12 protein-coding genes and 1 pseudogene are annotated in these 14139 nt (G+C 71.3%); 6 read left to right on the top strand and 7 right to left on the bottom strand.

What is annotated here, in order from left to right; all coding sequences use genetic code 11:
* The first annotated feature begins 86 nt into the window (after nucleotides 1–86).
* The 3 genes from AC0NH5_RS23155 to AC0NH5_RS23145 all read left to right on the top strand — a co-directional run bounded on the left by AC0NH5_RS23155 (nucleotide 87) and on the right by AC0NH5_RS23145 (nucleotide 4053).
* Nucleotides 87–2471: an immune inhibitor A domain-containing protein gene (locus AC0NH5_RS23155; protein ID WP_474407604.1), complete on the top strand. Its 2385-nt coding sequence runs from the start codon at nucleotides 87–89 to the stop codon at nucleotides 2469–2471.
* A 118-nt stretch (nucleotides 2472–2589) separates the two neighbouring features.
* On the top strand, nucleotides 2590–3060 hold the full coding sequence (locus AC0NH5_RS23150; RefSeq protein ID WP_474407273.1) for a hypothetical protein: 471 nt from the start codon (nucleotides 2590–2592) through the stop codon (nucleotides 3058–3060).
* A 66-nt stretch (nucleotides 3061–3126) separates the two neighbouring features.
* Nucleotides 3127–4053: an alpha/beta fold hydrolase gene (locus tag AC0NH5_RS23145; RefSeq protein ID WP_474407270.1), complete on the top strand. Its 927-nt coding sequence runs from the start codon at nucleotides 3127–3129 to the stop codon at nucleotides 4051–4053.
* A 10-nt stretch (nucleotides 4054–4063) separates the two neighbouring features.
* Here AC0NH5_RS23145 and AC0NH5_RS23140 read toward each other — a convergent pair whose 3' ends face one another.
* The 5 genes and pseudogenes from AC0NH5_RS23140 to AC0NH5_RS23120 all read right to left on the bottom strand — a co-directional run bounded on the left by AC0NH5_RS23140 (nucleotide 4064) and on the right by AC0NH5_RS23120 (nucleotide 8954).
* Complete coding sequence (locus AC0NH5_RS23140) at nucleotides 4064–4429, bottom strand: hypothetical protein (protein ID WP_474407268.1); 366 nt, start codon at nucleotides 4427–4429, stop codon at nucleotides 4064–4066.
* Complete coding sequence (locus AC0NH5_RS23135; protein WP_474407602.1) at nucleotides 4426–7317, bottom strand: SseB family protein; 2892 nt, start codon at nucleotides 7315–7317, stop codon at nucleotides 4426–4428. Before AC0NH5_RS23135 ends, AC0NH5_RS23140 begins: the two co-directional genes overlap by 4 nt.
* Nucleotides 7318–7643: 326 nt before the next feature.
* Nucleotides 7644–8043: pseudogene (locus AC0NH5_RS23130) on the bottom strand (SseB family protein); the annotation flags it as partial.
* Nucleotides 8044–8324: 281 nt separating this feature from the next.
* Complete coding sequence (locus AC0NH5_RS23125; RefSeq protein WP_474407265.1) at nucleotides 8325–8618, bottom strand: WXG100 family type VII secretion target; 294 nt, start codon at nucleotides 8616–8618, stop codon at nucleotides 8325–8327.
* 18 nt (nucleotides 8619–8636) lie between these two features.
* The gene (locus AC0NH5_RS23120; protein ID WP_474407262.1) at nucleotides 8637–8954 is read right to left on the bottom strand and encodes a WXG100 family type VII secretion target; all 318 of its coding nucleotides are present in this window, start codon (nucleotides 8952–8954) and stop codon (nucleotides 8637–8639) included.
* Nucleotides 8955–9167: 213 nt separating this feature from the next.
* On the opposite strand from AC0NH5_RS23120, the gene AC0NH5_RS23115 reads away from it, so the two are divergent.
* The 3 genes from AC0NH5_RS23115 (at nucleotide 9168) to rarD (ending at nucleotide 12468) form a co-directional block, all read left to right on the top strand.
* The gene (locus tag AC0NH5_RS23115) at nucleotides 9168–11084 is read left to right on the top strand and encodes a type VII secretion protein EccE (protein ID WP_474407259.1); all 1917 of its coding nucleotides are present in this window, start codon (nucleotides 9168–9170) and stop codon (nucleotides 11082–11084) included.
* The gene (locus AC0NH5_RS23110) at nucleotides 10984–11364 is read left to right on the top strand and encodes a phage holin family protein (protein ID WP_474407255.1); all 381 of its coding nucleotides are present in this window, start codon (nucleotides 10984–10986) and stop codon (nucleotides 11362–11364) included. Before AC0NH5_RS23115 ends, AC0NH5_RS23110 begins: the two co-directional genes overlap by 101 nt.
* Before the next feature lie 153 nt (nucleotides 11365–11517).
* Nucleotides 11518–12468, top strand: a complete 951-nt coding sequence (gene rarD / locus AC0NH5_RS23105; protein ID WP_474407252.1) for an EamA family transporter RarD — start codon at nucleotides 11518–11520, stop codon at nucleotides 12466–12468.
* Between the two features lie 22 nt (nucleotides 12469–12490).
* Here the strand turns inward: rarD and AC0NH5_RS23100 are convergent, their stop codons facing one another.
* Together AC0NH5_RS23100 and AC0NH5_RS23095 are read right to left on the bottom strand one after the other, a co-directional pair.
* Nucleotides 12491–13192, bottom strand: a complete 702-nt coding sequence (locus AC0NH5_RS23100) for an anti-sigma factor family protein (protein WP_474407250.1) — start codon at nucleotides 13190–13192, stop codon at nucleotides 12491–12493.
* Between the two features lie 127 nt (nucleotides 13193–13319).
* Complete coding sequence (locus AC0NH5_RS23095) at nucleotides 13320–14114, bottom strand: IclR family transcriptional regulator (RefSeq protein WP_474407248.1); 795 nt, start codon at nucleotides 14112–14114, stop codon at nucleotides 13320–13322.
* Nucleotides 14115–14139 lie beyond the last annotated feature (25 nt).

The raw sequence follows: 14139 nt of genomic DNA, 5'->3' as shown, positions 1-14139 counted from the left end.
CCGAACCCCGGGGCCGTTTGACGCCGGCGCGCTGCACCCAGCGCCCGGCCGCAAAAACGGAGGTAAACGTAGTGCGCAAGGTGGTCGTGGGACTGCTCGGCGCCGCGATGGTGACCAGCGTCGGAACCCTGGTTCCGGCCGCGGCCCAGGCGGCACCGCCGGCAGATCCGGCTCCGGCGGCACGGGCCGAGGAACAGCTCCCGGCCGATGACCTGCCGAACCCGCTGGAGGACAAGCGCCGGGCCCTGCGTGAGCAGGCCATCAGCCAGGTTCTCAGCGGCGAGTCCAAGGTGGAGACCCGCAACGGCAGCAAGGTCGTCAACCTCGGACGGACGCACGGCGACGGCGGCTTCGGCCGTTACGGCAAGAACCAGTACGTGGAGCTCGCGCGCGAGCAGACCGACCGGATCTTCGTGATCCTCGCCGAGTTCGGCAACGAGCGGCACCCCGACTTCCCGGACAAGGACACGACGCCGCAGTTCGCCGGCCCGTCGACCTTCGAGGGCCCGCTGCACAACGCGATCCCGGAACCGGACCGGTCGGTGGACAACTCCACGATCTGGCGGCCGGACTACAACCGGGAGTACTTCCAGAACCTGTACTTCGGCGAGGGCAAGGACGTCGAGTCGGTCAAGACCTACTTCGAGAGCCAGTCCTCGGGCCGCTACAGCGTGGAGGGCGAGGTCACCGACTGGGTCAAGGTCAAGTACAACGAGGCTCGGTACGGCCGGTCCAACGACGCCCCGGCCGATGCCAACGGTGACGACCCGAAGGTCTGCGCCGGCAGCAACTGCCCCAACGTCTGGGAGTTGGTGACCGACGCCGCCAACCAGTGGGTCGCGGACCAGCGCGCCGCCGGGCGAAGCGACGCGGAGATCGCTGCCGACGTCAAGTCGTTCGACAAGTACGACCGCTACGACGTCGACGGTGACGGCGACTTCAACGAGTCCGACGGTTACATCGACCACTTCCAGATCGTCCACTCCGGCGGCGACCAGGCCGACGGTGACCCGTACCAGGGCGAGGACGCGGTCTGGAGCCACCGCTGGTACGTGAACCGGTACTCCGGCCAGGGCCCCGGCACCAACAAGCGGGGTGGCACGCAGATCGGCGACACCGGCGTCTGGATCGGCGACTACACGATCCAGCCGGAGAACGGTGGCCTCAGCGTCTTCGTGCACGAGTACGGCCACGACCTGGGCCTGCCGGACGACTACGACACCAGCGGCCTGGGCGACAACAACAGCGAGTACTGGACGCTGATGGCGCAGAGCCGTCTCGGCGCGAAGAACGACCAGGGCATCGGCACCCGGCCGGGCGACCTGGGCGCCTGGAACAAGCTGCAGCTCGGCTGGCTGGACTACGAGCTGGTCAAGGCCGGCACCAAGAAGGTCGTCCCGCTCGGCCCGCAGGAGTACAACACCAAGAAGAAGCAGGCCTTGGTGGTGCAGCTGCCGGAGAAGCCGGTGGAGTTCGACGCCGGAGCGCCGTACGCCGGGGCGAAGCAGTACTTCTCCGGCAACGAGGACGACCTCAACACCACGATGACTCGCGAGATCGACCTCACCGGCAAGTCCACCGCGAGCCTCTCGCTCAAGGGCCGGTACCAGATCGAGCTGAACTATGACTACCTCTACTTCGAGGCGTCGACCGACGGCACCACGTGGACCACGCTCGACGGCACCGTGGGTGGCGCGGCCTTCCCGCGCGACCCCGGCAAGTTCCCGGCGCTGACCGGTTACACCAAGGGCAGCTGGGCCGACATCACGGTGCCGCTGGACGCGTACGCCGGTAAGAAGATCTCCTTCCGGATGCGGTACCTGACCGACACCGCGACGGCCGAGGGTGGCTTCTACGGTGACGAGATCACGGTCACCGCGGACGGCGCGCCGGTGCTGGCCGACGGCGCCGAGGCGGCCACGACGTGGAACCTCAAGGGCTTCCAGTCGGTCGCGAACACGTACATCCGGGACTTCGCGGGGTACTACATCGCGGGGTACCGGAGCTACACCTCGTACGACAAGTACCTGGCGACCGGCCCGTACAACTTCGGGTGGGCGACCACCAAGCCGGACTGGGTGGAGCACTACAACTACCAGACCGGTCTGCTGATCTCGTACTGGGACACCTCCCAGGCGGACAACAACACCAACGTCCACCCGGGTCAGGGACGCAACCTGATCATCGACGCGCACCCGAAGCCGCTGATCAACCCGGCCGGTGTGCCGTGGCGGTCCCGGGTCCAGGTCTACGACGCGCCGTTCAGCCTCTACCCCACCGACGGGATGAAACTGCACCTGAACGGGGCGGAGTCGGTCATCAAGCCGCAGTTCGGTGACCCGGTCTTCCACGACAAGGACAAGTACTTCTACGAGGAGCTGCCGAACCACGGCGTCAAGCTGCCGGGAGTCGGCGTCAGGATCGCGGTGCTGAGCCAGATCGGGACCTCGATGACGGTCGCCGTGTACTGACCGCTGCCGTCGTGACGGCGCCCGGGGAGTCCGCTCCCCGGGCGCCGTCCGTTTCCGGGAACCGTCGAGGCTCCCGATTCGTCGGATCTCATACGCTCTTCGCGGGAAGGATGAACAGATGCGCGATCACGCCACGTTCCGGATCGGCCTGGCCATGGCCGCCGGCGCGGTCCTGGCCGGGTGTGCCGGCAGCACACCGTCATCCTCTGCCCCTGCACCGTCCACTGCGGTGTCCTCGCCGGCGCCGCCCTCCCCTGCGCCGCCTTCCCCTGCGCCGCCTTCCTCTGCGCCCGTCTCGCCCCCCGGCACCTCACTCCCCACCCTCAGCAAGCCCGCGAAACCGCCCAGGGAACCGACCGACAACCTGCCGAGCACCGGCTGGGTGGCCGGAATGGTCACCCGTGGGGGTACAGGTCCGTGCTACGGCCTCATCGCCGACGACGGCACCCGGTACGCGCTGCACTCCACCGAGGGCATCGAGTTGACCAAGGGAGCCAGGGTCAAGGTGAACCTGGAGACCACGATGCTGCGCATCTACTGCGGTCCCGGCAAGCTGATGGCGATGCTCGAGGCCGAGCCGATCCAATGATCACGGTCGGATTCCTCTTCGCAGGTGCCCGCGCTGCCGCGTGACAGCGGCGCATAGGCTGACCACATGGGCGGTCTGGTGGACGAGTCGGTGGTCCTGACGGAGGGGCCGTGGAGCCATCACTTCGTCGGCGCCAACGGCAGCCGCTTCCACGTCGCGGAGGTGGGGACCGGTCCGCTCGTCCTCTTCCTGCACGGCTTCCCGGAATTCTGGTGGGCCTGGCACGACATCATGACCCGCGTCGCCGACGCCGGCTTCCGAGCCGCCGCCATCGACCTGCGGGGCTACGGTGCCAGCGACAAACCACCCCGGGGGTACGACGGATACACCATGGCCGCCGACGTGACCGGACTGATCCGCGCCCTCGGTGAGCGATCCGCGACCGTGGTCGGCGCGGGTGCCGGCGGCATGATCGGCTGGGCGGCCGCCTCGTTCCACCCCAAACTCGTCAACCGGCTGGTCGTCCTCGGGGCGGCCCATCCGCTCCGGCTGCGCGCGGCGTTGTTCGCCGACCCGCGCGGGCAGCTCTCCGCCTCCTCGGCCATCCTGCGTTTCCAGGTGCCCCGCTTCGAGCACGTGCTGACCCGGGACGACGCCGCGCTGGTCGGCGAGCTGATGACCCAATGGAGCAGCCCGCGTTACGCGGCCACCCCCGAATTCGGGGCCTACTCGGCCCGGTGCCGGGAGGCGATGCAGATCCCGCAGGCGGCGTTCTGCGCGCTGGAGGCGTACCGGTGGGTGGCCCGGAGCGCGCTGCGGCTCCAGGGATACCGTTTCGTGAAGCTCATGCAGCGGCCGTCGAACGTGCCGACCCTCCAGCTGCACGGCGAGCTGGACACCGCGGTGCTGCCGCGGACCGCGCAGGGCTCGGGCCGTTACGTGACCGCGCCGTACGAGTGGCGCCTCATCCCGGAGACCGGCCACTTCCTGCACCAGGAGGCGCCGGACGTGGTGACCGGCGAGATCCTGCGCTGGCTGAAGACCCCAGCGTGATCGTTACCGGTCAGACGCGGTGCTCGTACCGATCGCGCACCTCGTGCGTGGGCGCCCAGCCCTGGTACACGCCGTAATCGAACTCCTCCAGGCCCAGATGCTGGGCCACCGGTGCGCGACCACCCGTGTACTCCAGGCGCAGCCAGCCGTCCGCCTCGGCGAGCACGATGAACGGCTCACCACGCCAGGTGCAGAGCGTCCGCACGTACGCGACCTCGTCGTACTCGTCGGGCTCCAGCACCCGGACGTACCGCCCCGGCTTGACCTCCTGGAAGCCGTCGGCCGGACCGGTCGTGTAGATGCGGACCCGGTCCCCGTCGGGGGCGGCGTCGTACTCCCGGCCCTGCCAGCTCACCACGTAGCCGTCACGCATCACTGCTCACCCACCCGGCGCCACAGCGGCCCGTCCGCGTCGAAGATCGCCAGCATCCGCTCGTTGCCGTCCGCGTCGATGCGCCACAGCTGCGCGCCGTGCGGCAGCCGGACGCTGTCCACCTTGAACTCGGCGATGACGTCGTTGCCGTCACCGGGCGCGAAGCCGTTGCCCCGGAACGGCGGCCGCTCGATCACCCAGCCGTCCATCGCCCGCAACGCCTGCTCGTTCTGCCCGCCGTACGGAATGCGGTAGAGGCTCGGCCGGAACGCCGGCCAGCGCAGCACGAACGCCTCCTTGGCGTCCGGCTGGAACGGCGACGAGTCGTAGAGCAGCCCGAGCGCGCCGAACAACTCACCCGGCGTGCGCAGATGCTCCACCTCGGAGGCCCGGTGCACGAACCCGGCGATCCGGTCGTAGCCCCGGTCCAGGTAGTAGTCGACCTGCTCGGCCGAGACGGTCTTCTGCATGACCGTGGCCTGCTGGGCCTCGTCGCTGGCCGGCTCGGGCGCCGGAACCGGAGCGGTCAGATCGTCGGCGATCGGCCGGTCGGCGGGCTCGGCGCCGAGACCCGCCTCGGTGGCCCAGTTGGCCAGCGCGATGATCTGCGCGCCCGGGTATTTCGCGCCGACCGGGGTGCCCGGGTTGACCGCGAACGACCAGGCCGGGTCCGGCCAGTTCCGGATCAGTTCGTAGAACCGCACCCCGACCGTCCGGGTCGGCTCACCGAAGTGCTCGGAAAGCCGGTCCTTGCTGGTGAAGACGATGAGGAAACGCTCGCCCTCGACGTCCTCGGGCAGGAACGCGAAACCCGACTCGCCGGGCGAGCTGCCCGGCCGGGAGTGGCTGGCGACCGGCACCAGGACCTTCGCCAGGAGCAGCGTGGAGAGGAAGACGTCGGTGTTGCCGGCGTCGGCGGCCTCCCGGAGGTCCCGCTCCACGTCGTTGGCCGGCACGAAGTCCGCGGCGGCCTGCGCCCGCTGCGCGTTGCTGGCCGGCGTCTGCGTGCCGGTGGCCGAACCGGCGACACCGAGGCCGGACGTGACAGCGGCCGTGCCGTATCCGCTCGGCGCGAGGGGCAGGACCTGCGTCACGAAGGCATTCGAGCCGGAGGTCTGCGCGGTGTAGGCGGCCGCCGGGCTGCCCTGCGGCGGCATCCCGGGGATCGACGGCGCAGGCGGGCTGTAGGGAGTGGGCGTGCTGTACGGAGTGGGCGTGCTGTAGGGCGCGGGTGAGCTGTAGGGCGCGGGTGAGCTGTAGGGCGCGGGTGAGCTGTAGGGCGCGGGCGGGCTGTAGGCAGCCGGGGACGCCCCGAACGAGGGTGCGGGGCTGCCATGAGCGGGCGCGGGGCTGCCGTAGGAGGGGGCTGCTCCGGAAGCCGGCGCGGGGTTGCCGTAGGAGGGTGCTGCACCGGAAGCCGGCGCGGGGCTGCCGTAGGCCGGTGCTCCGCCCGAGGCCGGTGCCGCGCCGGAGGTGGGCGCCGGACCGGACGGCGAGCTGAAGCCCGAGGTCGGAGCCGCGGAGCCGGGTCCACTCGCACCCGACTGACCGAAATCGGCCACTGGACCCGGTGAGGCCGCGCCATAGCCGGCCCCCGAGGCGGGCGTCCCGGAACCCGGCGCCGGATATCCGGGGACGGGTGTGCCGCGCTCCGCGCCCGGGATCACCGGCGGCGCCAGAGCCGGCCGGACCGGCGGCTCGGTGGCATGCGGCTGGATGGAGGGCGCCGGACCGGACGGCCCGAACCGGTCAGCGGCCGGTTGGCCGGAGTCGGTCGGGGGCTGACGGTTGGCACCGAGCGCCTGCGCCGCGGCCGCCATCGAGGTGGGACGCTCCGACGGCGGTGGCACCTGCCGGCGCGGCAGCGGACTGCCTGGACCACCCGGACCGGAGCCACCCGGAGCGGGGCCACCCGGAGCGGGGCCACTCGGACCGGAGCTACTCGGAGCGGGCCCACCGGAAGTGAAGCCACCGCCGGGACCACCGGAAACGGAGCTGCCAGGGCCACTCGGGGCCAGACCACCAGGACCGGCCGGAGCCGGTGCTGCCTGCGCCGCGGCGGCATGCGGGGAAGCCGGACCCTGCGGAAATGCCGGCGCGCCGGACGGTCCACCGAAGCCGGGCGACGAGGTCGGGGCGCTCGGCGTGGGCGCACCGGCCGACTTGACCGGCACGAAGCCCGCCATGCTGGAGAACTGCCCACCGCTGGCCGACTGACCGGGCTGCCGGCGTGGCAGCGCGTCACGGCCCGGGCTGGGAGCCGGAGCAGCACCCGAGACCGGCGCGCTCCCACCGGGCGTGGCCCAGTTCGGGGCGAACTCGGTCTCCGCCGGGTCATAGGGCGCGACGTGCTCGGGGACCGGCGGCGTGTTCGCCATCGGGGTCCGCACCGGCAACGGCCCCTTCGGGTCAGGCACCGGCCCGCGTGCGTCGCCGCCGGAGGGGAAAGGCTTGTCCCAGCTGGGAGCCGCGCCCGAAACAGGACGGCTCGGCACCGGACCACCCGACGACGGCGCGGGATTACCGAAGTCACGCGGCCCACCCGACGACGGCGCCGGAGTACCGAAGTCACGCGGCCCACCCGACGACGGCGCCGGAGTACCGAAGTCACGCGGCCCACCCGGCGACGGCGCCGTCCCCGGGTTGCCGAAGCCGCGCGGAACGGCCGGCGTCTGGTATGCGGCCGGCGGCTGGTAGGCAGCCGGCGGCTGGTAGGCGGCCGGCGGCTGGTAGGCGGCCGGCGGCTGGTAGGCGGCCGGCGGCTCGCTGGGCGCGGGAGTCCGGGTGGGAAGCCCACTGGGCGCCGTGACACCGGGAGTCCGCACCGGCAGCCCACCGGGGCCGATCGGCGGCTGAAGAACGTTGGGCGCCCCCGAAGCCGGCGCACCCATGGGCGAGCCAGGCGCGGAAGGCACACCGGGCGCAGAAGGCACGCCAGGTGCAGAAGGCACGCCGGACGTGGGAGGCACGCCAGGCGCGGAAGGCGACGCCGGCGGCGCGCTCATCGGCGAGCTGGGTGTGCCCACCGGCGCGATCGGGGCGACCGACGGAGCCAGCGACCCTTGCCGGCCCAGCATCGGCCCGCCACGCCCCATCGTGGCAGGCACCGGCGACGGCGCGCCGGACGGTGCCGGGTCATGGGTGGGACCGCCGGAAGTGCCCCGCGCCGCCGCGCCGATCTCATGGATCTTCGAGCCGCTGGGGGTCTCGCGTCCCGGACCGCGGGTGGGCAGGCGCAGGTCACCGCGAGCGAGCTGCGCGACGAACCACGCGGGCAGGTAACCCTCGATGGGCAGGCCGGGGTTGACCGCCAGCCACCACTCGAGGTTGGGCCAGGTGTTGGCCAGTTCCGAGTACGGCACGCGGCGGGACGCGCCGGTGTAGTCGCTCAGGCACGAGCGCAGCGCCTGCTGCGATGTGAAGGCCAGCACGTGCGTCCTGCCGCCGGTGCTCCACGTCCCCCAGCCCAGCGGGGCCAAGCCGGCGAGGGCGTCGGCCGAGACTGGTAACAGGAGGTCGACACCAGCGAGAATGCGGAAGTAGGACTCCTGGTCGTCGGTGCGTAACGCATCGCGCATGGCGACCTCGGCGTCCGTAGCCGGTTCCCACTCGGACACGTCCACCTCTCCCCACGCGTGCCAACGAGCCAACTCAACGCGTATAACCTACAAGGTCAGGCCGCAATCACAATGGGCGGCGGCATGCTGACAGCCGAGTCGGATGAACGGTGCACCAGGTACGAGATCACGTCGGCCCGGCGGACGGCAGCCGATCGCTCACAGCGATCATCCAACAACTGATGGTAACCATGAAAACCGGCTCGGCCATTACGCTAACGGGCGACCCCCGGCACCGCGCAACAGGCAGGCCGGACCAACCATCCCGGTGACGGCCGCCGTCAGAGGAACCGCTGGGTCGCCGCCCGTTCGGTGGCCAGATAATCCTGCGCCGACTCCTCCATCGCGGCCCTGATCCGCCGCAGGATGCCCTGCAGATCCTCGGAGGCCGCACGCCAGGTCGCCTGCCGCTGCGAGTAAGCCTCCTGCGCCGGGCCGGCCCAGGTGGCGACCAGCGGTCCGGCATCCTGCTCCAGCTGGTCGAGCTGGGACCGCAGCGAGCTCAAAGATCTGCCGATGTCGGCGCTCGCCTGCTGCAGCGCGCCGAAGTTGACCAGCAGAACACCGTCGTTCATCGCATCCTCCGAAGAAAGTCAGAGCGGCAGGCTCAGCGAGCCACCGGAGCGGGTGACGCGGGCGGCGGCACCGGTGTCGGCGGCCTGGTAACTCGCACCGGACGACCGGATCGCCTCGGCGGTCTCCGCGAGCGCGCCGGCGAGGGTCTTCACATCTGCCGCGTACTGCGTCTTGACCTGCTCGAACGCTGCCGCGCCCAATCCTTTCCAAGCGCCTTCGAGCATCGACAGCTCGGACATCAACGTCTGCAACATGCTCTGCAGCCCGGTGTTGACCTGCTCGAACCTCGTCGCGGTGCTCGCCATCACCGCCGCTTCGGCCTGCGTCTGCGCCATCCGGACGCCACCCCCACTCTCTCCGCCGATCCGGCGCCGACCCCAAATCATCGACGCTCGTCGTTGCTCCCGGCACTTCCGCCGACGGTAGCGGCCAGGCCGCCGGGCCCGGTAGGCCTTCACCACAGGCTGTGGATAACCGACAACCCGACGTGACTGCTGTGGATAGCCTTCGATGCATCAGCGCCCGCGGGCAGCGGACGGAGGGATGCCATGATCCCCAGTGGACGTCGCTGGAGCGTACGGCTGCATCAGCTCGTCGCCACCCAGGCCGCGCTCGCGCTCGCCCTGCTGGGCGCCACCCGAGGCGGCGTGATCTTCGGTGCGGCGGCGTTCGCCGCCGCCGGCTTCTTGACGATCGTTTGGGTACGCGTGAACGACCGCCCCCTGCTCCATCGCCTGCAATTCGACGCCCGCCGCCGCAGCACCCCGCTGGACGCCCCCGCCGCCGTCCTGACCCTTATCGCCCCGCACACGCTCGTGACCACGGCTGATCTGGCCGGCGAACCGGCCGCGGTGCTGGTCGACGACTCCGGACTCACCATGCTGCTGGAGCTCGCCGAGCCGTCAGCCGCGCTGCCACCTCTGCGGACCCTTCTGCCCGCTCCCGGCGAGAACCAGCCGCCGATCCGGCTCCAACTGGTCCTGACCGGCGTTCCCGCGGCCCGCGACGCCGGACCGGCCGCCGGCTCCTACCGCTCGTTGAGCACGGATCGACACGACTTTCTCGGGCAGCTCACCGCGCTCATGGCGATCCGCCTGCCGCGCACCGAGGGCTGGCCGGAGGCGGAGCTCCAGCGTCTGCTGCTCATCCTCGGCCGGCGTCTGATCCGGCAGCTCCGGACGCACGGGGCCCGCCCGCTCGACCGGGACGCCTCGGTGCGCGCCATCTCCGACCTGGCCCATGCCGAACCGCCCGATCAGGCGGAGGAGCTGTGGACCGCCCTTCGTCTCGGCCGGCTTCATCAGGCGACGTTTCACTGCCGTCCCGAGTCCGGCGTGATCCCCGCCCGTTTGCTCACCCGCCTGCTGCACCTGCCGGCCGCCGCAACGACGCTGGCTCTGACCGCGACTCTGGGCGGAACGCCGGCCGAGGGCTTCCTGATCCGATTGGCCGCGCCCGGCGCCGGCGCGCTCGACAACGCCGCCCAGCTGCTCCGAAGACTGCTCGATCCGGAGCACATCACCCTGCGGCGCTGGGACGGCGCCCACCTCGCGGGCCTCTCTGCCACCCTGCCGTTGGGCACCGGCCCGGGGAACGGCCGGCCGGAAGCGAGGAACGGCCGGGCGGAAGCGAGGAACGGCCGGGCGGAAGCTCAGAGTCCCGCCGTGCCGGCCGTCTCGGCCGGCCTTCTCCTCGGCCGCAACCGGCTCGGCGCCCCGATCTCGATCACCCTGTTCCGCCCCGGCCCGACCCGCGTCCTCCTCGTCGGCAGCCTCGCCTGCGCCCAGCTGCTGACGTTCCGCGCGCTGGCGACCGGCGCCCGGGTGACGGTGCACAGCGCCCGCCCACCGGACTGGACGGACTTCGTCCGCGGCGCCGGCGACCCGATCCCGCTGCTCCCCCGCGACCGGCCACGGGAGACCGGGGCCGGCTCTCCCCTGCGACCTGCCCTCACCGTCCTCGACTGCGTCTCCGGCGCCCTCCCCGCCGGCCGCTGGCAGACGACGCTCGAGGTGCTCGACCACCTCACCCCCGCCGACCTGACCGTCGCCGCCGAAGCGGACCTTCTCGTCCTGCAGACCCTCGATCCCGTCGAGGCCGGACTGCTCGGCGAGGCGCTGCACCTGGGCGACACCGCCGGCTACCTCACCCGGATGCGCTCCACGATGGTCGCGCTGGTCGGTCGCAGCACGGTCCGCTGGGCCGCCCTCGCACCGACTCCGACCGAAAGGGTCCTGATCGGTGCCATGGGTCGTACCTCATCGAATGACAAGTCTGGATTTGACTGCTTCTTCTGCGACAGGTGGATGAAGATCGCGGGGTGTCGTACCCGCAGGTGGCGCGGCCGTGGCACGATCCCCTGCCATGGGCATCCTCATCCGGCTGGTGATTACAGCCGTCTCACTGTGGATCGCGACCCTGGTGATCGACGGAATCAACCTGACCGCCGAGTCCGCTGCCGGTAAGGCCGGCACGCTCCTGGCCGTCGCGGTGATCTTCGGTCTGGTCAACGCGATCCTCCGGCCGATCATCAAGATGCTCGGTTGCGGTCTGTACGTCCTCACTCTGGGCCTCATCGCGCTCGTCGTGAACGGCTTGCTGTTCATGCTGACGAGCTGGATCGCCGGCGAGCTGGACCTCGGCTTCCACGTCGACGACTTCTGGCCGTCCGCGTTGCTGGGCGCTCTGCTGGTGGGTGTCGTGAGCTGGCTCCTCAACATGCTGGTCCCGGACGGCGACGACTGACCGCCGAGCGCGACGAGAGGATGGGGACGCCGGCGCGGCGTCCCCATCAGCCTTTTCCGATCATGAAGGGCCGGGCCACGGTGCGCGAATTGGCTCCGTGACCTAGCTAATATGCAAGGACCGCGCTCCGGACCAGCCCTTACGGTGAGAGACATGAGCGATGAGCGGCGCGGTTATGTGTACGGCCTGACGGCGTACACGCTCTGGGGCTTCTTCCCGATCTACTTCAAGCTTCTCCAGCCGTCCCCGGCGATGGAGATCCTGGCCCACCGGGTCGTCTGGTCGGTGCTCTTCGTCGCGCTGCTGCTGGCCGTGATGCGCAACTGGCGTTTCCTCGGCCGCCTCCTCCGCACGCCACGACGGCTCGCCGGGATCGCGCTCGCCGCGGTGCTGATCGGCCTCAACTGGGGCACCTACATCTACGCCGTCAACTCGTCGCGGGTGGTGGAGACCGCGCTGGGCTACTTCATCACCCCGCTGGTCGTGGTGCTGCTGGGCGTCTTCGTGCAGCGGGAGCTGCTGCGCCGGTGGCAGTGGGCGGCCGTCGGCGTCGGCGCGCTCGCGGTCGCCATCCTCGCCGTCGACTACGGGCACCTGCCGTACGTCGCGCTGACGCTGGCCGCCTCGTTCGGCTGCTACAGCCTGATCAAGAAGCGCATGTCGCTACCGCCGGCCGAGGGCCTGTTCGTCGAGTCGGCGGTGCTGGCCCTGCCCGCGCTCGCGTTCCTGACCTGGCTCAACCTGTCCGGCGGCGCGGAGTTCGGGCACGTCTCGGTCACGCACACCCTGCTGATGCTCTTCTCCGGCATCGCCACCGCGGTGCCGCTGCTGCTCTTCGCGGGGGCGGCGAACCGGGTGCCGCTGGTCGGGCTCGGCATCCTGCAGTACGTGGCGCCGATCATCCAGCTCGCTGTCGGCGTGCTCGTCTATCACGAGCCGATGCCGCCGGCCCGGCTGGCCGGGTTCGGCCTGGTCTGGCTGGCTCTGCTGATCTTCACGGTGGACGGCATCCGGAACAACCGGGTCGCGGCGCGGGAACGTGCGGCGACCGGCGCGGCGGCCGCCACCGCCGGGCCGGCCGCCGCCGCCCTGCCCTCCCGCTGACCGAACGGCCGCCGGAGGAGTCTCAGTTGCCGGACGCGAAACCCGGCAGGTCGTACGCCAGCATCGCCTTGCCGTCGAACCGCACGACCTCGAGGCGCGCCAGGCTGCCCGCACCGAAGTGGGTCGCGCCCGGCATGGTGAACGTCGTGCCGGGCTGAGCCAGCCAGGAGCCGAGCTGTTCCTTCTGCTCGTCCGGCCCGTACGCGATCAGCCGGAACGTGTACGCCATGTCCGCCGACCTGCTGTACGAGCACTCCATCTCGATGTTCGTCCCGCCCGGGGTGCTGGTCAGCCGCACGGTGGCGGTGATCGGCGAGACGTTGTCGACCGGCTCCATCGCCACGGCCGGCCCGGGTGGTGGTGCGGCCGGTGTGTTCCGGTCCATCGACCACGCGACCACGCCGCCACCGAGGAGGAGGACGAGCACCGCCGCGACGGCCGTGCTGAGCACCCGGATCGGGAAGGCGCGCACGCGTGGCCGGCGTCGCGGGTGCGGGTACGGATGCGGATAGGGCGCGGTGGACGAGCTCAGGGTCGGGTCGAGGAGCCGCGCGAACTCGTCCGCGTCGAGCCGGTCGAGCATGTCCGGCACCCGGGACAGGTCGGCCACCGCCTCCCGGCAGAACGAGCAGGTCGCCAGGTGACTCTCGTACGCGGCCCGCTCGCCCGGCGACAGCGCGCCGAGGACATAGGCGGCGTCGTCATGCCCGTCCTCGCATCGCATCGCGTACCGCCTCCAACCGGCTCGTTCGTCCCGGTCTCTGGTACGCGGCGCACGACTCTAAGGTTCAACGCGCCCTTAACAGTGCTCGTCAAAACGTGGCGGCCCGCATGCGGAGAGCCACCGGCCGTCAAGCGGTCGCCGACTCGCCCCCGGACAGCGCCTCGGCGACGTTGCGCGCCGCCGCGGTGAGCTTCGCCCGCACCACCCGGGCCGAGGTCAGCATCTCGGCGGCGGGCATCGAGCAGGCGAGCACCAGGCGGCGCTCCATGTCCCGGTCGGCGACCACGACCACGGCGGCCGACGCCAGGCCCTGCCGGAACTGTCCCATCTCGATCTGCATGCCCCGCCGCTCGCCGGCGGCCAGGTCGGCCTCCAGCGCCTCGGGCGTGGTGAGCGTCGCCGGCGTGAACGCCCGCATGCCGTAGTCGCGCAGGTAGCGCGAGCGCTGGTCGGGGGTGAGCGTGGCGAGCAGCGCCTTGCCGAGCGCCGTGGCGTGGCCGCCTTCGTCGAAGCCGGGCGCGATGTCGTCCAGGAACGGGGACCGGGCGCCCTCGGCCGAGGCGGTGACGGCGATCCGGCCGCCGACGAAGCGGCCCAGGTAGTGGCTGTAGCCGGTGTCGATCGCCGCACGGCGCAGCGCCTCGCCGACCGCGGGCGGGCCACGGAACGCGGAGACCAGCTCCCGGTAGCGATCGGCGATCTCCAGGCCGACGATGTAGGTGCCGTCCTCCCGGCGGATCACGTAGCCCTCGTAGGCCAGGGTCCGCACCAGGTGGTAGGTCGTCGCGACGGTCAGCTCGCACCGCCGGGCGATCTGCTTGACGGTGAGTCCGCGCGGGGCACGTCCGACCGACTCCAGCACGCGCAAGGCGCGCGACACGCTCCGGATGAGATCTGACGGCTCCGCTAGGGGGTCACGCACAGCTACCTCCGAGGCCAGGGACTTA

This window comes from Actinoplanes sp. 13 (genome assembly GCF_056134165.1).
This window is presented reverse-complemented; position numbering and strand designations above follow the sequence as displayed.

Excerpts from the sequence above, each read along its gene's own strand:
- AC0NH5_RS23145 (WP_474407270.1), top strand. The coding sequence starts at position 3,127 with ATGGGCGGTCTGGTGGACGAGTCGGTGGTCCTGACGGAGGGGCCGTGG.
- rarD (WP_474407252.1), top strand. The coding sequence starts at position 11,518 with ATGAGCGATGAGCGGCGCGGTTATGTGTACGGCCTGACGGCGTACACG.
- AC0NH5_RS23110 (WP_474407255.1), top strand. The coding sequence starts at position 10,984 with ATGGGCATCCTCATCCGGCTGGTGATTACAGCCGTCTCACTGTGGATC.
- AC0NH5_RS23100 (WP_474407250.1), bottom strand. The coding sequence starts at position 13,192 with ATGCGATGCGAGGACGGGCATGACGACGCCGCCTATGTCCTCGGCGCG.
- AC0NH5_RS23150 (WP_474407273.1), top strand. The coding sequence starts at position 2,590 with ATGCGCGATCACGCCACGTTCCGGATCGGCCTGGCCATGGCCGCCGGC.
- AC0NH5_RS23120 (WP_474407262.1), bottom strand. The coding sequence starts at position 8,954 with ATGGCGCAGACGCAGGCCGAAGCGGCGGTGATGGCGAGCACCGCGACG.
- AC0NH5_RS23125 (WP_474407265.1), bottom strand. The coding sequence starts at position 8,618 with ATGAACGACGGTGTTCTGCTGGTCAACTTCGGCGCGCTGCAGCAGGCG.
- AC0NH5_RS23115 (WP_474407259.1), top strand. The coding sequence starts at position 9,168 with ATGATCCCCAGTGGACGTCGCTGGAGCGTACGGCTGCATCAGCTCGTC.
- AC0NH5_RS23135 (WP_474407602.1), bottom strand. The coding sequence starts at position 7,317 with ATGGGTGCGCCGGCTTCGGGGGCGCCCAACGTTCTTCAGCCGCCGATC.